We start from the raw sequence: 22,777 nt of genomic DNA on the forward strand, positions 1-22,777 counted from the left end.
CTGATTATAAGCACATTACAATCTTATTTTTTTTGAATAAAAGCTATTCAAATTCCCAATAATCCAGATTGAAAAGTTTGTTTCCTTTCTCTCCTTTAAAGCAGAAATAAAGATCATGTACACCCTTTGCATTCTTTATCCGGCATGACATCTGTTTATATATATCCAGTCCTCCTGTTGGTGATATACTGACACAGCCTATTACCGGACCTTCCGTGCTGTCCAGACGAATTTCTATCATTCCGCCTTTTTCAACACAAGCTGCGCTTACACTGAATTTCTTTGCTCCCTTCTTGCCAAAGTCGACACCACGCACACACAGATATTCATTATCATCAATATCGGTTATATACAAACCACCATTCTTATGATTTTCAGCTTTCAGACCATATCCCCAAGCCATCGTTTCGGCTTCCACTCTACGGTAAGGATTAAAGTTTTCAATCTGTTCCAGTTTCGTCTCCTGCCAATAAGGAACTTCCTTAATGGTTCCATCCGGATTATAATGCATTTTTGCAACAGATACCGAACGACGTTCTTTATGGTCGAAAGTCTCCAGATGAAGCAAATCATAATTTAGGCCGAACACATAAGAACTGCCTTTATAATCAATAATTCCGGGATGATTTCCTCTGGTTCTTTCCGTTGGACGCATAATATATCCTTTTGTACTCCATGGTCCGGTAGCTTTGTCGCTCATAGCATAGCCAATCCCTTCCGGACAACAAGTAGAAGCAAAAGCCATATAATAATGACCGTTACGTTTATATACCCACGGACCTTCCTGATAATGTTCCGGTTTATCAGCCAATTTGACTATTTCCCCCGAATATGAAATCATATCTTCATTCAGTTTCACATAATAAACATTCGGATTGCCCCAATACATATACGCTTGTCCGTCATCATCAATAAATACGGTAGGGTCAATATCATCCCAATGCTCTTTTTGCCAAACTAATGGTTTATTCAAAGGGTCTTTAAAAGGACCGTAAGGAGAGTCGGATACCAATACGCCAATACCATTACCGTGAATCGGGCAATACATGTAAAACTTGCCATTACGTTCGATGACCTGTTCTGCCCAGGCACCATTATCACGTTTCACCCAATCAAAACTCTTCAGAGAAGCGACCGCTCCGTGATCGGTCCAATTCACCATATCAGTGGAGGTATAAAGCAACCAGTCCAACATTTTGAATCCTTCGGCATCATCCTCATCATGGGTTGTATAAAGGAAAACGGTATCGTTATATACCATCGGAGCCGGATCGGCAGTATATTTTGTTTGTATAATAGGATTTTGTGCAGTTCCTGAAGTAGCGGCAGTGATTGCCAACAAAAACGACACGCCTAAAAATTTAAAGTTTCTCATATTCTTTTATTTAAAATGGTTATTTGGTTATTAATACTCCACCATTGCAAGGAATAGCCAATTGTAATTCTTGTTTCTTCCCTATTTCTATTTGTTTCACACCACCCTGTAATGCCTTATCATCACTAAACAGTCTCACCTTTTCTCCATTGGAGAACATCGGCAAATTAACTTTAAGTTTCAGTGTTTCCTTCTGCGCATTTACTCCGGCAATATACCATTTGTCTCCATGACGACGGGCAAGAATAACGTATTTGCCAGGATAACCGTCAATGAAACGTACCTCATCCCAAGTCGTTGGAACCTCTTTCATAAAATCAATAGCCCACGACGGAGAATCGGTCAGGTTATTCGGTGCCAGAGCAAAATGCTGTACCGGACTTTGAAATAGAACCGCCGTAGCCAGTGCGTAGACATCTGATGTCACCCGCCGGCTTCCCCGTGGAGCATTATCCACATTATAATATTTGTTCAATGCACTACCTCCAAAATCCATGCTACCCACAGTATTACGAATAAACGGGTGCAAAGTAGCATTAAAGGCCTCATGATCACAGCTGCCTTGAGAGAAATGAAGATTTTCACTAGCCAATACAGCCTCACTCGATGCGAAGTTAGGATACATACGTTCCCAGCCACGAGGCAAAGTACATCCATGGAAAATAACTAAAAGACCGTACTCGTTTGCATCCGACAAGATATCCTCATACAACTGCATAGTCATTTGCTTGTCACCTCCGAAAAAGTCAACTTTTATTCCACGGATACCAATGCTTTGCATCCATTTCATCTCCTTACGTCTGGCTATCGCATTATCCATAATACCTCTCGGAGTTTGCGGAGCATCATTCCAATACCCATTCGAATTATACCACAAATAAAGAGCTACCCCTTTGTCCTTCCCATATTTAGCCAATTCTTCAATTTTATCACGTCCTATTTGTTTATCCCACAAGGCATCCACCAACACGGACTGATACCCCATTACTGCCGAAAAATCAATATACCGGAGTTGCTCTTTATAATTAGTACTTCCATCCATACCGATAATCCAGCTCCATGAACCCCGTCCATACGTATACTCTCCTTTTGCCGGATAAAGCGGTTTTACAACATCAAAAGGAACCGTTGTCTCCACTATTGGAGCCAAAGTCTTGCCCACAGTAATAGTACGCCAAGGCGTCTCGCCCGGTAATGCTATCCCCGGAGAAACCGTACCATTCCCATTTGCTTCACCTTCTTGCGGAAATCCAATGGTATACACTCCTCCTTTGTGTCCCAACAGACGGCTCGCACAATATCCACCATTTACTCCCGTTTCGGAAACAAGCACCCAACCATTATCTCCATTACGGAATAGGCAGGGAAATGTATACCCTTCTCCCCAGCCATTTTTGCCTGCGACATCATCTGCCGTATAAGACGTCTCATAACTTGGAGAAGTACGGGCAAATCCCCCCATCGGTTTACTTTGCGGACAAAGGAAAGTGGTGGTTCCGTCAGGAAACGCAAATCCTGTGGCTTCTTGCTTAACCACGCAACTTAGTGTCTCACCTTGCGGATACATCTTATATTTAAAAGCAACATCGTTATTACTTATGCGGAATATAACATCATAAATTGTTTTCCCTTGTTGTGTAAACGAAAATACAGCTTCATTTGCCACATAACGAACCTTGCTCTGCTTAATAGAAGCTAACTCGTATGTTTCATCTATTTTATTTGTTGAAACATTCTTCTCCAGCGACATCCCCGATGAGAAATCTCCTATATTTGCAATCATCCCCAATGGAGATGGTTTCAAAAAGAGAACATTGTCATAACTAACAGAATAAGAGGGCCTTCCATCCATATCTGCGACTGTTACTACCAGCTTTCCATCAGGACTTGTTATCTGTTTATTTTCTGCACTTGCAACGCTACTACCCAATAACATAGCCATTACTATAAAAAACTTCACCATATTTCTACTTTTTAGATTCTTCTCTATTGGCATAATCACACATTCTATTACAATCAAAACTTTACAGAAATAGCCTTTCCATTATAATCGACTTTTTTTTGAGTCCCGTCCTGGAGAGTTACAGTAAACTTACGGTTCTTCAACATTCCCTCATACGCACCTTTTCTTGCCCCTATCGTCAATTTACGAGATGCATTATTCCAAGAAATTGGAATTTCCGTATAAGCTCCTTTTTCGTAATTGTAATTATCAAATTCATCTTCATATAAAATGAAGTTTCCATTCGCACCCGCATACACCTTCAATTCAAGATGATCCCACGGTTTTTCAGTTGCATACTGAACTTGTGGACCGACAGGAATAATACTACCCGCTTTTACATACAATGGAATAACATCCAGTGTAGTCTCTTTGGCAATTTCCTTTCCGCCTTCGTGTTTCTCGTTCGTCCAGAAGTCATACCATAGCGTTCCTGCCGGTAAGTATATTTTGGTAGATTTCGTTTCCATGAAATCCACAGCAACGTCAGTTTTTGTTTTTTTCGCTCCATCTCTGTTCCATCCTTCTTCTTCGGAGACTTTTACCACAGCTTCCGGTGTATATTGTGCATGAGCAATCGGAGCCACAAGGAGCGATTTTCCAAACATATATTCGTCATTGATATCCCACACCTTTCTGTCATCTACAAAATCCATCATCAAAGCGCGCATAAAACTCGATTGGCGATTGCTCACCTCCCAAGAAGTAGAATAAATATAAGGCAACAGAGAGTAACGCAAACCTATCATTTTCTCGATAGCATCATATACAGGCTCACCCTTCTTTCCGAACTTATAGATTTCCCTATAAACATCCGTCCCGTGCGAACGCATCATCGGATTGAACGTTCCAAACTGCAACCAACGCACATAAAGCTCCTGATACAATGGATTTTTTGAAGCACTATCATCATTCCAGCTTTTATTATAATGTCCTGCAAAAAAGCCACCAATATCACTATTCCAGTGAGGCATACCACACAAAGAAAAGTTTAATCCGGCAGGAATCTGATTTCTAAAACTCTCCCATGTGGAAGCGACATCACCACTCCATACATTTGCACCATAACGTTGCTGCCCCAAGAATCCGGAACGGGTTAAAATAAACACGCGTTTGTCCGAAGTCACTGCACGCTGATGGTCGTAAACCCCTCCGACAGTCATCAACGGATAAGCATTGCGCACCTTACGGAACGAGCCCAGATAGGTTTTGGTATCCATATCCTCCGGCTTCCAATCCAGATGATCGGGTTCGGTAGAGTCCATCCACCAGGCATCCATTCCCAGCTTGAAAATTCCATCATTCAGATATTTCCAATAAATATCACGTGCTTCGGGATTGTAAGCATCATACACCCTTACACCGGAAGGATATTCCATATTGGGGGGCCATGACTCCAATCCCGATTGCGGCCAGGTAGTGAAGTTAAACAACATCCCTTTTTTGTCCAATTCTCTATAAGGTTTAGTCATCGGTCCGAATGACGACCAGATAGATATAGCCATGTGTGCGTTCATCGCATGGACATCCTCAATCATCTTTTGAGGATTATTGAAAGTCGGATTCTGGAAATCCATCGCATTCCACAAATAGTTATGCCCCCAATATTGCCAATCCTGAATAATACCATCCAAGGGAACACCCAATTCACGATATTTACGAACAACGTCTACCACTTCCTCCTGGCTCTTATATCTTTCTTTACTTTGCCAGTAACCATAAGTCCATAAAGGAAACATCGGTGCTTGCCCGGTCAAGCTGCGTACCTGTGCTATAACACCGTCGGCATTTTTCCCATACATGAAGTAATAATCCACACAGTCACCTACTTCAGAACGGAAAGATGTTTCAACTTCGTTATCCGTAAAAAGAGTCGGCGAATAGTTATCCCAAAACACACCATATCCTTTAGTAGACTGGAAGAAAGGTGACACATCTTCCACATTTCCCTGTATCAGATTTTTAGTCATGTTCCGCTGAATCATCTTTCCATTTTGCAATTGTCCCAAACCATAAATAGCTTCCTCCTTATCTAATATAAAAGGTTGATAAACCTGATAAGTTTTTGTCCCGGCATCATCGAAATTGATAAACTGCATACCGGATTTCTCTGCCAATAACGACTTGCCATCCTTTGAGAAATAAGAAACAATTCCCGTCCCGGTGTCCACACTGACACTTAGTTCGCTGGTGTTCAATACAATCTTATTATCTTGTATATCAGCCTTGAAACTTACCTTTTCGGGTTTGGCAATTACAGAAAGACTCTGTTTTTCATAGGCAACACCTTCCGGCGATTTTATTACTCTCGCCACAGCAGGCGCAAAGAATTGTACTTCTATATCCACTGCATTTACAGTGGTTTTGATGCCGGACGATGTTTTCTGATAGTTCTGTGCGAATAAAATATTTGTGCTGAAGCATAAACATATACCCCAAAATAGATGATGTATTTTCATAATTTGGAATGATAAGGTTTCTAATTAATAACCAACAGATGTTGCATACAGTCCGATCATTGCTCCTGTAAAGCCACCAGCCTCATTAGTAGAAAGAATATCGCCGGAAACGGTTCCTCCTAAATTTAGGAAACCCTTGCCATCAATCGAATAATTAAAACGATAATCATCTCCATTGGCTGTTACTTGCAGTGTCACAGGTTTCTCTGTTTCTATCTTCACCTCACCCAGGACACTCGCTTGTCCTTTTTCGGTTCTTTGCAGTATCAGGTAATAGTCTTTCCCCTTTTTAGTGATACCGAAAACATAGTGATATCTTTCATTCTGATAACATGTTATACCGGCAAAATCTTTCTCATTTTTCGGTTTGTACTCCATGGTTGCTGCCGCTGTAAATTGATTATGCTGCTGACGGTAGAACAAGGTAGAAGTAGGTTTCACTTCATTGATATTTGAGGTAAAAGGGATGATCCGCAACCCTTTATCGGTCATATCAACGAAATCTTCACGAGGACCTCTAAGACCGATCCATCTAAGGTCTAATGTCTTATCGGAGAAATCATCCTTAAAGACAAAGTTGCCACTAGGCAAATAACCGTTTTTCCCTGTTTGGTTCTCAACTCCCGAAGGCATCTTCAATGTAGGTTTCATAGGGATAAGCCCATTCTCGAAAACGGGAAATGTTCCGCTCCAGTCCACCGGAAGAATAAAAGTTTCGCGTCCGGTATTCACTCTGTTCTTCTCATTGGGGCGTATTCCTAAAAATACACCATAATATTTTCCGTCGGGTCCCTCCACTAAGTCTGCATGACCAGCCCAGTCTACTTTATTCGCCCGATTTGCAGGAAAATAGCGTTGAGTTAAAATAGGATTATTATTTGACGGAAAATAAGGTCCTTTCGGATGATCACTTACAAAAATGACTTCGCTATGCCAGCCTCCGGTTCCTCCTTCCGCACACATTAAATAATAACGTCCATCTTTCTTATAGATATGAGGAGCTTCAATCCATATCGGCTTTTCTTCTATATTAACGCCACCGTTTACTATGATCCGGTCCGTTCCCGGAACCACTTTATCATTCTCCACATCATAATCCCATATTTTTATGACACGGTGTCCCGAATAACGCTCGTTTGCTTTAGCAGGAGCATCATTATGTACCACGTATGCCTTGCCATTATCATCAAAGAAAAGAGAAGGATCAATGCCTTCAAATTGAAGTTTGACCGGATCACTCCAGCCATTCTCCGGATTCTTTGTCTTTACCACCATATTTCCAAAGCCACCGGAAAATTGAGTGGTTATCATATAAAACGTATCATTATTGGGATTATATCTTATAGCAGGAGCATATACACCAGCACTAATACCACAATCTTCAACCTTTAATTGTGACGTTCTGTCCAGCACATGACCGATTTGTTTCCAGTTGACCAAATCATTAGAATGGAAAATAGGTACCCCGGGAAACATAGCAAAAGATGAGCATACTAAATAATAATCATTACCTTTCCGCGTTATACTCGGATCGGGATAGCAACCCTGCAAAATAGGATTATAGAACTCACCTGGCTTTAAAGGATTGTTTTGATAAATAGCATCCTCCCCCTGATAAATAAATTGCGTAAAGACAGGAGTATTTTTTGTTATTTTACCCTTGCCACTCACCTCCATATTAAAAAACAGCACAATAAATACGACAAGACCCACAGATTGCCAGCCCGACAAAATCAATTTTAATGTTCTCATATTATCACTTTTTATTTTCTATAATTTTCTGTTCCATAGTAGTGTTTGCAAATGTATCGATTCGGTTTTATCATATATGTACAATCATGATACAGGCATCTATATACAGGTTACATTTATCACAGACATGTAACATGATTCTTTTCTGATGTAACAAAAAGCCCCAAAACAGAAAAATGGTAAGATAAATAACTACATTACCTATTATTTCAGCACTTTTATTTCCCATCATATAAAATGCTGAATATCAAGAATTAGCAAATATTCATTTTCCTTTAAAGGAAAGCCCCCGTTGTACTAAATCCCGCATACGTAATAGCTAAAGTTTGCTATCTGTATGCGGGATTCCTTTTTTTTTGCTGATTTTAGTGGTGATATTTCCAATGTTCAACCAATAAACATTCTCCACTATGGCAAATTTTATTCAGCGTGCCAGTGACTCCATCTCGGGGTTTGGTCAAAGTTACGAAAAATTTTCCAAACAACTTCTTATTGAGCAGTATTCTCCTGGTAGTATAAAAAGTTATGGCCATAAGTTGGCTGCTATCAGCTTTCACTTCAAAAAACTTCCTGAACACTTAAGCGAAGATGATTGCCGCGATTATTTCAGCATGTTGCTCTCTCGCACTCCTTCACCGGGTTTGAGCTATTTCAAGCACACGGTTTACAGTCTCCGCTGTTATCGTAAGACGATGCATCTTAGCGAACTTAATTTTTCTCTCCCCCGTATCCGTAGCACGAAGAAACTTCCGGTTGTTCTTTCCCAGTCCGAAGTGATCAGCCTTTTGCGGCACTGCGGGAATATCCGCAGCCAATCCCTGCTGTCTCTGATTTATTCTTGCGGGCTGCGTTTACGTGAACTGGTCAATATGCAAATTTGTGATATTGACAGCAAGCGCATGCAGGTTTTCATCCGCCAGGGCAAAGGTAGAAAAGACAGGTACGTCCCCCTTTCCGGCAACCTGTTGCTTCTTCTCAGGGAGTATTTCATCCAGTACAGACCCGCGGTATATCTTTTCAACAATTGTTTCGGCGGACAAATCGAAGATTCCGAGATCCGCTATCTTTTTAAACAAGCGGTTCATTCGTCCTGCATCCTTAAACCCTGCACGCTTCATACCCTTCGTCACAGTTACGCCACGCACCTGCTGGAGATGGGCGAAAATATACTTCGCATCCGTGACCTTCTGGGACATGCCGATATAAAGACAACCCTGGTTTATCTTCACCTTGTCAATCTTCCTGCCGGAGGTTACGCCTTCAGTCCACTGGACCGTCTTGAGGGAGTGGGATATAACAATACGCAGCCATGAGGACGGAGTTTGAGGTCGGTCAGATTATTTCCCGCTTCAAATCATCCTTTATCAGCCAACATCATCCCTGCGGCAGGGTTCTCCAGGTCCTCTCACGCCTGGAACAGTGCCGTACCTCCGCTTTGGGAGGGCATGTGGATGCCTGTCCCCAGTGTGGAGTCGTACGTGTTAGTTACAACAGCTGCCGGGACCGGCATTGTCCCAAATGCCAGGGAGCCGAACGTGAGGTATGGATACAGGCACGCAAAGAGGATATGTTGCCCGTGAAATACTTCCATGTGGTATTTACCTTGCCGGCCGACTTGCATTCACTGGCACTGGGTAATATGAGACACACCTGTTCATGCCTGTTTGCCGCTGCCTGGAAGACACTCGCAGCCTTCGCTGCCAATAAAGGCGCCCAGGCGGGAATGGTAGCCATCCTGCATACATGGGGAAGTAACCTGCACTACCACCCCCACCTGCACTGTGTAGTGCCCGAAGGAGGGATAGATGACAAGGGGGAATGGAGGAAGATCTCAGGGGCAAATCAGGACAGTCCTTTTCTATTCCCGGTCAGGGCCATGGGCAGGGTGTTCAGAGCCAAGTTCATGCAAGAGTGGAGCAAACATGTGAAAGTACCCCAGGCAACAAGAAAGAAGCTGTTTGAAAAAGAATGGGTGGTATATAGCAAAGCACCGTTCAAAGGCGTGGAAAGGGTCATAGAATACTTAGGGCGTTACTCACACAGGGCAGCCATCAGTAATGCCAGGATTAAGGGAATTACAGATACAGCCGTCATGTTTGACTATAAGGATTACAGGGATGGGGGAAAACATAAGATGATGACACTCACGGGAGAAGAGTTCGTACACAGGTTCAGTAGGCATATATTGCCGGCAGGATTTGTACGTATCAGGCATTACGGATTCCTGGCAGCATGCAACAGAAGGAAGTTGACAAGCATACAGATAAGGATGAAAGTACCACCGGCACCACTTAAAAGGAAAAGAGCCAAGTGGAAAGAACTCTGCCAAGACAAATGGAGGGAGTATAACTTATGCAAGCATTGCGGAGGGGCGCAGATGATTACAATTGAAGTTTTCAGACCAGCCAGGTCGCCACCCGGAAGAGGAAGTTCCAAACCGCTGAACGGTACTTTTTGAAGAAGAAAATATATTCACAGGAAGAATGAAGTCCTGGGAGAGAGGCTCTGTGGATATACATAACGGAAAACACGGTAAAAACACCGGATAGAAAGAAAAAGGAGGAAAAAAGGGAGATTGGAATCAAGAAAGGCTGAAAAAACAAGTATAAAAGCAAGCACAGGACATTAGGAAACTGCTGAAAAAAAATACAGATACAGAAGTAACCCCCATAAAAAATAGAAAACGTACAACAAAGGCTCCATATGCCCTAAGGGGCACACGAAGCCCTATTTCGTTCCTTTTAAAGGAACAAGGTCGTTCTTTCTTTATTCATTCAATAAATAAATCCGGATTGTCTATCTGTAAAAATAAACAAAATTCCAAAGCGGTATTACTGTACGTTCATTACAATCGTTTTCAACTTATTTCTATCAGAAGTTCCTCCATACAGTAATTCATAAGTACCTTCCAACGGACGCATCGTATTCGACTCTACATCAAACCATTCAAAGTTCACACCAGTAAGAGGAATAGCTACTGATTCAGTTTTCCCTGCCGGAATATGAACGCGTTTGAAAGCACGCAAGGTATAACGGGGACCTTCCTTATCACCCGGACGTCTCAAATAAACCTGAACCACCTCTTCTCCATCACGTTGCCCGACATTGCTTACCGGAATAGTCAATACTACATTTTCACTTTTGGCGATTGTATTCTTGCTCAATTTAGCTTCTCCATAAGTAAACGTAGTATAACTCAACCCATGACCGAATGGGAAAAGTGGTTGCTGTTGCATATATCGATAGGTACGCCCCTTCATGGAATAGTCTTCAAAGTCCGGCAATTGATTCACATCCTTATAGAAAGTGACCGGCAGGCGTCCACCGGGATTATACTCTCCCCAAAGAGCATCAACGATAGCTGTACCACCCGCCTGTCCCGGATACCATGCCTGCAGAATCGCTTCACAAGTAGTCGTTTCGGGCACTAGTCCGATAGCTGAACCGGAATAATTGATAAAGACAACCTTTTTACCAGCCTTCTTCAAAGCTTTCAACAAATCACGTTGAACGTCCGGAAGTTCAATATCCGTACGGTCACCACCCTTAAATCCGGGAACCTCTACCGGCATTTCCTCACCTTCCAGACTTGGAGAAATTCCACCAGCAAAAAGAATCACATCAGCATCCATTACTCTCTTCACTGCGAGGTTCAAGTCGATCCCGACCTCTTTGCCCAAATCAAAATCAAGTGTAGCCCTTTCATTCCGTTGTTTGAATAAAATCTCGATATGATACTCTTTTCCAGCTTTCGCCTGTAACGTATAGAGGTTCGTCGGATTCTTAACATATATTTTCCGAGCCACTTGCTCACCATTTATAATAAGAGTCACTTCACCATCCAATTGAAAACGGAAAGCAACATCACCGGACTGCGAAGGACGAAAGACAGATTCATAACGAGCCGAGAAATTAGTAATTTCCACACCGGGCGCAAACGTAGTAGCCCCTGTTGTTGCAAAATGGAACGGAGTGGAAATCTGGTCAGTAGTGACCACTTCCCCTTCACGATCACGATTATTCCAATATTCTGCCAAGAAACCGGGTTTACCATTTATGCTACATTCATCAAACAGGCTTTGGAGTGTCTTTCCGTCCACACGGTCACAACCCGGTTCGTATATGATTTGTCCTTCCGGTAGTTTGGCACGGACAGCTTCCAATAAGGTAACCGTATGTGCCGGAATACCGTTATAATTTCCCCACTGCATCACGGAGTCATTGGCATTAGGTCCCATAACAGCTACTTTCAGATGGGTATTCAGAGGCAGGATATTGTTTTTATTCTGCAAGAGCACCAATGATTCACGGGCCATACGCAAAGCCAATGCCTGATGTTCCTTACTATTCAACACAGAGGCTGGAATTTCCGACCAAGCCGGTTGTTCGTCCATTTCTCCCAGTTCAAAACGTGCCGTCAACAAACGTTTCAATGAAATATCTATTTCTTTTTCGTCAATCAAACCAGCTTTTACAGCATCCGCCAGTGATGCATATTCACTTCCACATTCAAGGTCTGTACCTGTCCGCACAGCAGCGGCCGAAGCGTGTTCCTTGTCCGGGTGAGTCCCATGCGTTCCCGGTCTATAGAAATCGGAGATCGCTCCACAGTCAGAGACTACAATGCCTTTGTATCCCCATTCATCCCGCAATATTTGCATCAACAGGCGATTGCTGCCACAACAAGGCTCTCCCTCAAAACGATTGTAGGCACACATCACTTCCTTTACATGCGCTTTCTGTACCAAATCTTTAAAAGCAGGCAGATAGGTTTCCCATAAATCCCGGGGATCTATATTCTCCGCATCAAAACTATGCCGGTTCCACTCCGGACCTGAATGAACAGCAAAGTGCTTGGCACATGCGTGCAGCTTATCATACCTGGCATCTTCCGGTCCTTGCAAACCACGGACTACAGCCATTCCCATTTGTCCTGTCAGATAAGGGTCTTCACCGTATGTTTCCTGACCGCGTCCCCAACGAGGGTCACGGAATATATTGACATTCGGTGTCCAGAATGTTAATCCCTGATAGCGTTTCAGCACGCCGCTTTCACCGAAAATACGCGATTTTACGCGAGCCTCATCAGAAGTGGCATTGAACACTTCATATAATAATGAATCATTAAAAGAAGCTCCCATACCGATAGACTGGGGAAAAACAGTAGCCAATCCGGCACGCCCCACACCGTGCAACGCTTCATTCCACCACTCATATTCTTTAATTCCCAGTCGGGGGATAGCAGGTGACGCATTTTGCATTAATGATACTTTTTCTTCCAAAGTCAACCGAGGCAACAAATCCTCCGCCCGTTGTTCCGCCGCTAAAGAAGTGTCCTGGTAAGGCAGCAATTGCTTACATGCCGAAAACGATAACACCAAACAAACACCCATAATCGGTATCCAACCTCTTTTCATAATATTATACTTATTAGTTATGATTAATTTGGAAACAAAAATAGCCTATTTTCCAATAAAACAATGTTTCATTGGTTACAAATACATATTTGTTTGTTACATTGACGCATCACAGAACGAATAATCAAAAGAGTCCACATCTACATAACCGCCTACAGAACGTGTAGCATAGTTAAATATGGCAAACTTACTGCCCATAAACATACGGGTGTAGTCAAATTTCATCTTGACAGGCAGACCAACAGGTATCCATGCTTTCCCATCAAGACTATAAGAAAAACGAGCCTCATCCCGTCCATTGGTAAAGTCACCTTCCACACGCAAGTAGACAAGCTCTTTGTTAAGAGGTATACGGGCTTGTTCGGTCATATCCACACGGCTAATGGCACGCTTCGTTTTCTCAAATACACTTTTCTGTTCACTCATCACAAGAGACAGTTTATTTCCGTTCTTTTCAATCGTAAGCACACCGCTGTCACCATTAAAAGCCGATAATCCTGCACGGTCACCATCTTTCATACCCCCCAGAGAGAGACTGACAGTGCCCATGCATTTCGGTCCTACCATACGTTGAGTCAACGTATTGGGAGCAACAAACAGGTTATCTACCACACGGGAGGTTTTCAAACGCAGAAATCCGGGACGGTCGGTAAGGCTCCATGCCTGATCGACGGGGTTATGATTCCACTGCCAATAGAGGGAAAGCCCGGAAGCGGAAAAATCATCCGAACCGCAGATACCATCCATTGACATATACGATAAAGTGGTATCATTCGGAATGCGCCCATCCTTGTCTCCCAGCATAGGCCAACCATCTTCCGTCCATGTACAAGGCATGAGACACGGCACACGCCCTACGCCACCACGATCCTGAAAAATCAGTCCGTACCATTCACCGTTTTTCCCGTCTACGATGCATCCCTGACCAACACCGCCATGCCCGTCGAACTCCGTTTCAAGAATGACACGCTTTTCGTAAGGTCCGGTAATCTTATCGGCACGATAGCATACTTCACGACGCAGACGGCCGGGAATACTCCAATCCATAGAAATCATCAGCAAATAATATTTTCCATTATGCTTGATGACGGAACTACCTTCCAACAGCCCTTGTTCGTCAGCATCCCGCTCAAATATTTGCTGATTGATGCCACCGGGAAGTACATCGGTCAAATCGGGTTTCAACTCCGTAAGATGTCCCGTACTGTGAAAGAGATACACCCGCCCGTCATCATCAAACAGAAGCGAACCGTCATGAAAATGCGGGGGACGCGAAAGAAGTTTCCAGGGACCGGCCGGATCTGTCGCAGTATAAACAAACCCACGTCCGGGCGCGCCATTGGCTGTAAACCATACATAGAATTTACCGTCATGATAGCGGATAGATGATGCCCATTGTCCTTGCCCGTAAGCAGTGCCTTCGAGCAGATCATAACGGGGACCATCGTCAATGCGGGGAAATACGTAGCTGATAGTTTCCCAATGTTTCATGTCCGGCGAACGCATGATAGGCGCTCCCGGCATCAGGTGCATAGTAGTGGAAACCATGTAAAAGTAATCACCTGCACGACATACCGACATATCGGGCACGTCAGCATAAAGAATAGGATTACGGTATTGTGCTCCGGCTGATAGCGGGAAGAACAATGTAAAAAGAGTACACAGTAGAATAGTGTTGATTTTTGTTTTCAGCATAATCATCGTTTTTTTTATTAACTGGCTACATTATCTATTATTTGAAAGCTAATTATTTAAAATGTTTCTTGTTATCTTCCACATCACAAAAATAGAAAATGCAAACAGATATATTGCCCAAAGTATGCTACATGATTTCTTTGTGATGCTACATATCGAATGAAGAATGTTACATCTATATTTACTCATGTTACATCACCCTATCTCCCAAAGAGAGGAGACTGTATTCAGCCTCCTCTCACTTATTACATACCCGAAACAACAGGCATCAACAACTATTCTTATTACAAGAACTTATCAGAACTCAACCAGTATACGGAACACCTTTCCCGGATTAGCCGTCCATTCCTGCATAGCTTCCAAAGCTCCTTCCGGTTTGGCAATCTTCGAAATCAGTTCTTCCACCGGACAGTTGCCTTCTTTCATATAATTAATAACCGCACGGAAATCGGCAGGTAACGCATTTCTGGAACCACGGATATCCAGTTCTTTCTGAACGAAATATTTCGTTTGGAAAGCTACTTCGCTTTTGGCATAGCCAATGCAAACGACCCGTCCTGTAAAACCGACTTCATCCACCGCCATCACATAAGTGACCGGACTGCCGACAGCTTCAATCACCACATCGGCACCGAAGCCCTCCGTTATCTGTTGCATCCGTTCGTGTACATTTTCTGTCTTGGAGTTAATCACATGAGAAGCACCTACCCTTTTCGCCAGTTCCAGTTTCTCGTCATCCAAGTCGACAGCAATGACCGTTGCCCCTCTCAAAGCAGCACGTACAATGGCACCGATACCAATCATACCGCAGCCAATAACCATCACAAACTCATTATCGATTACCTGCGCACGAGATACCGCATGGAATCCGACACTCATCGGCTCAATCAACGCACAATCGCGAGGAGAGATATTACCAGCCGGAATAATCTTCGTCCAAGGTAAAACTGCATATTCGCACATCACTCCATTGCGCTGTACCCCTAACGTTTCATTATGCTCACAAGCATTGACACGACCATTACGACAAGAAGCACATTTACCACAGTTGGTATATGGATTCAATGTCACGTTCATCCCTTTTTCAAAGCCGGCCGGAACATCCGGACCGATCTCCTCAATCACCGCTCCTACCTCATGTCCCGGGATTACCGGTAACTTCACCATTGGGTTACGTCCCAAAAAGGTATTCAGGTCAGAGCCACAGAAACCCACATACTTGATTCTTACTAATACTTCACCGGCACCAACGGTCGGTTTTTCCAGTTCAACCACCTTCATTTCGGAGGGATTGACAATTTGAACTGCTTTCATTGGATATGTTTGATAATAAGTTTATTAATCGATTACTTTATAACCTTTCCAGCCGTAATATGCACAGAAGACAAAACAAATCATCGGCACACAATAGGCCATATAATAGATATGCTCATTGGCATGCATGAAATAAGCCGTCAACTGTGGCAGGCAGGCATTGCCGACAATAGCCATTACCAGAAATGCCGAACCGCTCTTTGTCTGACTCCCCAGTCCTTTTAGCGCCAATGAGAACTGCGTGGGGTACATTATAGACATAAAGAAAGAGATAGCCAACATTGCGTATAGCCCGATCATACCTCCCCATATCATCACTACCCCGCACAAAAGAATATTCATCAAGGCGTAAACCAGTAGCATATCCTGTGGACGGAATTTCACCATCAATCCGGTACCGATCCAACGCCCCAAAAGAAATGCGAGCATATACAATCCGAAGAAAGTAGTCGCTGTATCTTCCGGCAATCCGGCATAAGTACAACAGTAAACCAGGAACAGACTGTTTATCGCCGTCTGTCCGCCGTTATAGAAGAATTGCGCAATCACTCCCCACCGCAAGTGTGAGTGCTTCAATACACCGAAGTCTATCAATTTTTCTTTCTGGCTGCCCTCTTTCGTTTTACTCGAAGAAGTCGTTTTATCGGAAGAAGCCGTTCCTCCTTCGTCCCCAATCTTCGGCAATTTTGAAAAGATGAAGACAACAGCTATGGCAATCAACAGTATAGCCAATATCAGATAAGGGAGTTTCATGGCATCCGTTTCCAATTGGATATAGGTCTGCCAGCCTCCCGGATAATCAACAGGTAGGGTATCGCGTGTGTAATGAGTTCCGCTAAGGATGAGCTTACTCAAAAACATGGCAGCGATAAAAGCTCCGAGTCCATTGAAAGACTGCGCCAGATTCAATCGGCGGGGAGCTGTTTCGGGTGCTCCTAAAACCGTCACATACGGATTGGCAGCTGTCTCCAGAAAGCACATTCCCGTAGCGATAATAAAGAAGATACAGAGGTAAGCCCAATATTCTTTTAAAATGGCAGCAGGAAAGAAAAGCAGGCCTCCGATTGCAGCCAATACCAGTCCGAAAATAATTCCCGCCTTATAGCTGTAACGTTTCATAAACATCGCTATGGGGATGGGGAAAATAAAATAAGCCAGCCAGTAGGCAGTCTCGGTAAAAGAGGCTTCAAAGGTGTTCAGTTCACATGTCTTCATCAATTGCCGGATCATCGTGGGAAGCAGATTGCTGCTTATCGCCCACAGAAAGAAAAGGCAGAAAACCAACGCTAAAGGTATTGTATATGTATTCTTTTTCATGGTATAAATCTAGTTTTACGATAAGGATGTTTTCTCCATCATTCGGACATGTTCTTGATGTAAGGAAGTACGGGGAGATCCGTGAATCCATAGAAGTTCCGGGCATTTTCTCCCAAAAAGAGTCTTTTGTCCTCTTCCGTCAACTCGGAAGACTTCACCACAAAATCGTATGACATCTTGTAAGTGATTGCTGTAATGGTGCGCGGATAGTCCGATCCCCACATCAGTTTCTCCATGCCAACTAAATCCGCCGCTTCCCGAATGGCTTTCACTGCTCCTTTGAAAGGATAAAATTCATCATTGAAAAGCCAGGTGATTCCGCCGGATTCAATCATCACATTGGGATGACGTGCCAGGCGGATTTGTTCTTTCCAGTCCGGACGTGTCACCATTCCGAAGTGCCCGACAGCTATTTTTAGGCGGGGACATTCCTGAATAATCTCTTCCACTTCGGGAACCTGTGTTGCTCCGTCAGCCAAATCGATGGAGAGCATGACATTCCGTTCTTCCATAGAATGAAACATCTGCATCATTTCCTCATTATTCAGCATTACCCGTCCCTCTTTTAACAACAAGCGTTGGGCAGGTATTTTTATAGCCTTAAAACCTTTGGCTATAAGCTCTTTCGCCTGCTCCAGAAATCCAGGTTTGCGGAACTCACACATTCCGCAAACAAAGAAACGGTTGGGATAATGGGAAACGACTTCCGACAAATAATCATTCTGAATACCGTCAATAAACTCTTGGGTAATGACAGCCGCAGCCACTTGCGCATAGTCCATATTCGAAAGAAAGACTTCCGCGCTATTCACTCCGTCTATCATAAAGGGCGGAACCATTTGCCGGATTTCTCCCATAAATTCCGAACGGCCATTTTCCAAAGTCCGGATAGGCAATCCGTCCACAACAGTATCCTGTCGTAACCACAGATGGGCGTGCGCATCAATAATTGTATAGTCCATACGAATGACGCTGTTTTATGAGTTTGCCCAACTTACACGTTTCTGCTCTCCGATAATCTCCTGCACTTCCCGAACGAGTTCCCAGTCAATAGGTTCTTCGATGAAAGCGATGTTCTTTTTCACATTCTCCGGATTAGTCGTACTAAACAAAGTCGTTGCTATACGGGGATTGCTGACGGAGAACTGCATAGCCAGCTTCTCAACCGGATAATTCTTAGCTTTGCAATGTTCCATTGCTTTACGGCAAGCCTCTACCAAAGGTTTGGGAGCCGGATGCCAGGCAGGCACGCCACGTTCACTCAACAGTCCCATTGAAAGGGGAGAAGCATTAATCACGCCGATTTCTTTGGATTCGAAGTAGTCCAGGAAGTCTGCTAATTTATCATCACACAAGCAATAATGGCAGAAACTAAGCACAGATTCAATCGTACCGCTTGGTGAATGGTCGATTACCCATTTCAAGTTTTCGAGTTGCAAGTCGGTAATTCCAACGTGTCCTACCACTCCTTTTTCACGCAGCTCAACCAAAGCAGGCAGAGTTTCATTAACTACCTGGTTCAAATCGGCAAATTCCACATCGTGTACATTTATCAGATCGATAAAATCTATATTCAGACGCTCCATACTCTCATACACACTTTCGGTAGCACGCTTTGCAGAGTAATCCCACAGGTTCACTCCATCTTTTCCATAACGTCCCACTTTGGTAGAAAGGTAATAACGGTCGCGAGGAAGATCTTTAAGCGCCTTCCCTAAAACAGTTTCCGCTTTATAATGTCCGTAATAAGGAGACACATCGATAAAGTTCATTCCTGCCTCAACAGCAGTAAACACTGCTTGAATTCCTTCCTTTTCTTTCAAATCATGGAAAACTCCTCCTAAAGAAGAAGCTCCAAAACTAAGAGATGATACTTTCATCCCTGTCTTTCCGATTTCATGGTATTGCATACTTTTAGGTTTTAAATCATTTTGTATGCGACAAAAATAGGTCAGTAATAGTTTCAGTGCAGCAGAGAGCGGTCGAAAAACCAACGTAACGGTTTACGTAAAAAATATTGCTTCAGATGCTCTTAATTTTCCGGGAATGTGCTTTCTTTGTAAAAAGAATCTAAGTTGCAGACTTTCAAATGGAAAACCGGAAACATACTTCACTCAAAGATCTCGCCCAAGCATTGGGGGTATCAATTCCTACTGTATCCAGGGCACTAAAAGATAGTCCGGAAATCAGCCGTGAACTTTGTGCTAAAGCAAAGGCACTGGCTAAAGAGATGAACTACCGTCCCAATCCTTTTGCCATGAGCCTGCGGAAGAATGCACCACGTATCATCGGAGTGATCGTTCCGGATATTGTCACTCATTTCTTTGCATCAATTCTGAATGGAATAGAGAATATGGCTATTGCCAACGGATATTTTGTGATTATCACGACCTCGCATGAGTCTTACGAGCACGAAAAAAGAAATATTGAGAATCTGGTCAATATGCGCGTGGAAGGTATCATCGCCTGTTTGTCTCAAGAAACAACCGATTTCTCCCACATCTCCGCCTTGAAAGACATTAATATGCCACTTATCCTGTTCGACCGTGTTTGCCTGACCGACCAATTTTCATCGGTGATAGCAGACGGGGCACAATCCGCACAGATGGCTACACAACATCTCCTGGATAATGGAAGTAAACGGGTAGCTTTTATCGGAGGAGCTAATCATCTGGATATTGTAAAGAGAAGAAAACATGGCTATCTGGAAGCCTTGCGTGAGAATCATATTCCCATCGAAAAAGAGCTGGTAGTCTGCCGGAAGATTGATTATGAGGAAGGCAAGATTGCCACAGAAACTTTACTGTCACTTCCACAGCCTCCGGATGCTATTCTTGCCATGAATGACACATTGGCTTTCGCAGCAATGGAAGTCGTCAAAAACCATGGCCTCCGGATTCCGAATGATGTGGCAATCATCGGGTATACAGACGAGCAGCATGCTAATTATGTGGAACCGAAATTATCTGCTGTATCACATCAAACTTATAAAATGGGAGAAACTGCCTGCCAACTACTTATCGATCAGATAAAAGGAGATAAGACAATCAAGCAGGTAACGATTCCGACACATTTGCAGATTAGGGAGAGTAGTATAAAATACGATAAGAAAAAAGAAAAACGAGACGCGATTTATACCTAAAAAAGAAAAAGTTATTTGACGTTCTATAAACAATCAAATAACTTTTTCTTAAATAACAATATATTTTTTAATCTTTTGACGGCTCCGACTTCTTCTGAATACTATCTGCATCAAGCAGTTGAATATCAAAAATCAAAGCTGAATAACCAGGAATGAGAGTTGTATTACTATTTCCAGCACTGCCATAACAATATTTCCAAGGTATATATATCAACCAACGTTCACCAACTTTCATATGAGGTATTGCTTCTTTCCAGCCTTCTATTACACTACCTGACAAATCGAATGACACTGGAGGGGTATCCGGTTGAGAGGCATTCGAATCTCCATCCACCGGATCAGCTCCCTCAAAACCATCGAAACGTTCACCCAATATATTCGTACCTTTATAGAAAGCCTTCACAACCGCTGTGGATGTCGGCTTCTCTCCGAGAACTTCCGTATGTACGCTATTCACAGTGATCGGAGTTTTCGTCTTATAATAAATATAATCATTGCCTTGTTCCACTTTAATCCGTAGTAACAGAGGGTCAGTTCCCGCTTCAAACACATTTGCCAAAGAATCAATAAATGATTCATTGCGTGAACGCCAATTATCATACTTGTCTACTGTTTCCGTTTCACTACAAGCAGTGAACGCCAAAGCCAGCAATACTAAGGAGAATAAATAGATCTTTTTACTCATTCGTTAAAGGTTTATTGTAAAGTTTTCAATAGAGAAGTGATGCTTACTCTGTCTGCAATAATGTTATTCAGTTCAGAGATAGCGACACGCTCTTGTTGCATGGTATCACGGTTACGCAATGTCACGCAGTTATCTTCTAATGTTTGATGATCGACTGTCACACAGTACGGAGTACCAATAGCATCCTGGCGGCGATAACGCTTACCGATACTATCCTTTTCGTCATATTGGCAATGGAAGTGGAACTTCAGGCTGTCAATAACTTCACGGGCTTTTTCAGGCAGACCGTCTTTCTTTACCAACGGCATAACTGCCAGTTTCACCGGAGCCAAAGCAGCAGGCAATTTCAGAACCACACGGCTTTCACCATTTTCCAGCTGTTCTTCGCAATAAGACGCGCTCATGATGCTAAGGAACATACGGTCAACACCGATAGAAGTTTCGATTACGTACGGAGTATAAGATTCGTTCAGTTCCGGATCGAAGTATTTGATGCTCTTGCCGGAGAACTTCTCATGTTGAGACAAGTCGAAGTTAGTACGAGAGTGGATACCTTCCACTTCTTTGAATCCGAACGGCATCAGGAACTCAATATCAGTAGCTGCATTTGCGTAGTGAGCCAGTTTATCGTGGTCGTGATAACGATAGCTTGCATCGCCGAATCCAAGAGCTTTATGCCATTTCAGACGGATTTCTTTCCATTTCTTGAACCAGTCAAGTTCAGTTCCCGGTTTTACAAAGAACTGCATTTCCATCTGTTCGAACTCACGCATACGGAAGATGAACTGACGGGCAACGATCTCGTTACGGAAAGCCTTACCAATCTGTGCGATACCGAAAGGAACTTTCATACGACCCGTTTTCTGTACATTGAGGTAGTTTACAAAAATACCCTGTGCAGTTTCCGGACGAAGATAAATTTTCATGGCTCCGTCGGAAGTAGAACCCATTTCAGTAGAGAACATCAGATTGAACTGACGAACTTCTGTCCAGTTCTTTGTACCGGAGATCGGGCATACGATTTCTTCATCAATAATGATCTGACGCAATTCTTCCAGATTACCGTCGTTCAGAGCTTTAGCAAAACGAGTGTGAAGTGCGTCACGTTTTGCCTGATGCTCCAATACACGTCCGTTGGTAGAACGGAATTGAGCCTCATCAAAAGATTCGCCGAATCTCTTGGCAGCTTTCGCTACTTCTTTATTGATTTTATCGTCATACTTAGCCAGCTGATCTTCGATCAACACGTCAGCACGATAACGTTTCTTAGAGTCTTTATTGTCAATCAAAGGGTCATTGAATGCGTCTACGTGTCCGGAAGCCTTCCAGATAGTAGGATGCATAAAGATGGCAGAGTCGATACCGACAATGTTCTCGTGCAACAGCACCATGCTGTCCCACCAGTATTTCTTGATGTTATTTTTCAATTCAACGCCCATCTGACCGTAGTCATACACAGCGCCTAGTCCGTCGTAGATATCGCTCGAAGGGAATACGAAACCATACTCTTTGCAATGCGATACAAGCTTCTTAAAAACGTCTTCTTGTGCCATTTTCTTTTCTATATCTATTAATTTGAATTTGCTTTTTTCGTAAAAAGTGCCACAAAGATAGGGATT

Annotated in this window: 15 protein-coding genes; 3 read left to right on the forward strand and 12 right to left on the reverse strand. The window is 43.2% G+C overall.

Annotated elements, in window-relative coordinates; translation table 11 throughout:
- Positions 1-43 precede the first annotated feature (43 nt).
- From CJF29_RS21575 to CJF29_RS21590, 4 genes are read right to left on the reverse strand one after another with little or no spacing between them, the layout of a single operon-like run.
- Entirely contained in the window at positions 44-1,375 is a 1,332-nt protein-coding gene (locus CJF29_RS21575) for a glycoside hydrolase family 43 protein (protein ID WP_099146527.1), read from the reverse strand.
- Between the two features lie 19 nt (positions 1,376-1,394).
- The gene (locus CJF29_RS21580; RefSeq protein ID WP_099146550.1) at positions 1,395-3,371 is read right to left on the reverse strand and encodes a glycoside hydrolase family 97 protein; all 1,977 of its coding nucleotides are present in this window, start codon (positions 3,369-3,371) and stop codon (positions 1,395-1,397) included.
- A 20-nt stretch (positions 3,372-3,391) separates the two neighbouring features.
- Positions 3,392-5,836: a TIM-barrel domain-containing protein gene (locus CJF29_RS21585; RefSeq protein ID WP_099146526.1), complete on the reverse strand. Its 2,445-nt coding sequence runs from the start codon at positions 5,834-5,836 to the stop codon at positions 3,392-3,394.
- A 24-nt stretch (positions 5,837-5,860) separates the two neighbouring features.
- Complete coding sequence (locus CJF29_RS21590; protein WP_099146525.1) at positions 5,861-7,588, reverse strand: glycoside hydrolase family 43 protein; 1,728 nt, start codon at positions 7,586-7,588, stop codon at positions 5,861-5,863.
- Between the two features lie 410 nt (positions 7,589-7,998).
- Between CJF29_RS21590 and CJF29_RS21595 the strand changes: the two genes are divergently transcribed.
- Both CJF29_RS21595 and CJF29_RS21600 read left to right on the forward strand, forming a co-directional pair.
- Positions 7,999-8,901, forward strand: coding sequence for a tyrosine-type recombinase/integrase (locus CJF29_RS21595; RefSeq protein ID WP_413544495.1), 903 nt, complete (start codon positions 7,999-8,001; stop codon positions 8,899-8,901).
- Positions 8,898-10,046, forward strand: a complete 1,149-nt coding sequence (locus tag CJF29_RS21600; protein ID WP_413544511.1) for an IS91 family transposase — start codon at positions 8,898-8,900, stop codon at positions 10,044-10,046. Before CJF29_RS21595 ends, CJF29_RS21600 begins: the two co-directional genes overlap by 4 nt.
- A 373-nt stretch (positions 10,047-10,419) precedes the next feature.
- Here CJF29_RS21600 and xyl3A read toward each other — a convergent pair whose 3' ends face one another.
- From xyl3A to CJF29_RS21630, 6 genes are all read right to left on the reverse strand, one after another.
- The gene (xyl3A, locus tag CJF29_RS21605; RefSeq protein ID WP_099146341.1) at positions 10,420-13,005 is read right to left on the reverse strand and encodes a xylan 1,4-beta-xylosidase; all 2,586 of its coding nucleotides are present in this window, start codon (positions 13,003-13,005) and stop codon (positions 10,420-10,422) included.
- Between the two features lie 96 nt (positions 13,006-13,101).
- Positions 13,102-14,700, reverse strand: a complete 1,599-nt coding sequence (locus tag CJF29_RS21610; RefSeq protein WP_074559068.1) for a glycoside hydrolase 43 family protein — start codon at positions 14,698-14,700, stop codon at positions 13,102-13,104.
- A gap of 297 nt (positions 14,701-14,997) precedes the next feature.
- Entirely contained in the window at positions 14,998-16,014 is a 1,017-nt protein-coding gene (locus CJF29_RS21615; RefSeq protein ID WP_074559044.1) for a zinc-binding alcohol dehydrogenase family protein, read from the reverse strand.
- Positions 16,015-16,038: 24 nt separating this feature from the next.
- A complete protein-coding gene (gene fucP, locus CJF29_RS21620; RefSeq protein WP_074559045.1) occupies positions 16,039-17,331 on the reverse strand; it encodes an L-fucose:H+ symporter permease in 1,293 nt (430 codons plus the stop codon).
- 38 nt (positions 17,332-17,369) lie between these two features.
- Positions 17,370-18,293, reverse strand: a complete 924-nt coding sequence (locus CJF29_RS21625; RefSeq protein ID WP_004314064.1) for an amidohydrolase family protein — start codon at positions 18,291-18,293, stop codon at positions 17,370-17,372.
- 15 nt (positions 18,294-18,308) lie between these two features.
- Positions 18,309-19,241, reverse strand: a complete 933-nt coding sequence (locus CJF29_RS21630; RefSeq protein WP_099146340.1) for an aldo/keto reductase — start codon at positions 19,239-19,241, stop codon at positions 18,309-18,311.
- A gap of 179 nt (positions 19,242-19,420) precedes the next feature.
- Here CJF29_RS21630 and CJF29_RS21635 point away from each other — a divergent pair, with 179 nt between their 5' ends.
- A complete protein-coding gene (locus CJF29_RS21635; protein ID WP_099146339.1) occupies positions 19,421-20,473 on the forward strand; it encodes a LacI family DNA-binding transcriptional regulator in 1,053 nt (350 codons plus the stop codon).
- 67 nt (positions 20,474-20,540) lie between these two features.
- On the opposite strand, the gene CJF29_RS21640 is transcribed toward CJF29_RS21635, so the two are convergent.
- On the reverse strand, positions 20,541-21,158 hold the full coding sequence (locus CJF29_RS21640) for an FKBP-type peptidyl-prolyl cis-trans isomerase (RefSeq protein ID WP_099146338.1): 618 nt from the start codon (positions 21,156-21,158) through the stop codon (positions 20,541-20,543).
- Between the two features lie 11 nt (positions 21,159-21,169).
- Entirely contained in the window at positions 21,170-22,711 is a 1,542-nt protein-coding gene (locus CJF29_RS21645) for a glycine--tRNA ligase (protein WP_074559048.1), read from the reverse strand.
- Positions 22,712-22,777 lie beyond the last annotated feature (66 nt).

This window comes from Bacteroides celer, assembly GCF_002632415.2.
Classification (GTDB): domain Bacteria; phylum Bacteroidota; class Bacteroidia; order Bacteroidales; family Bacteroidaceae; genus Bacteroides.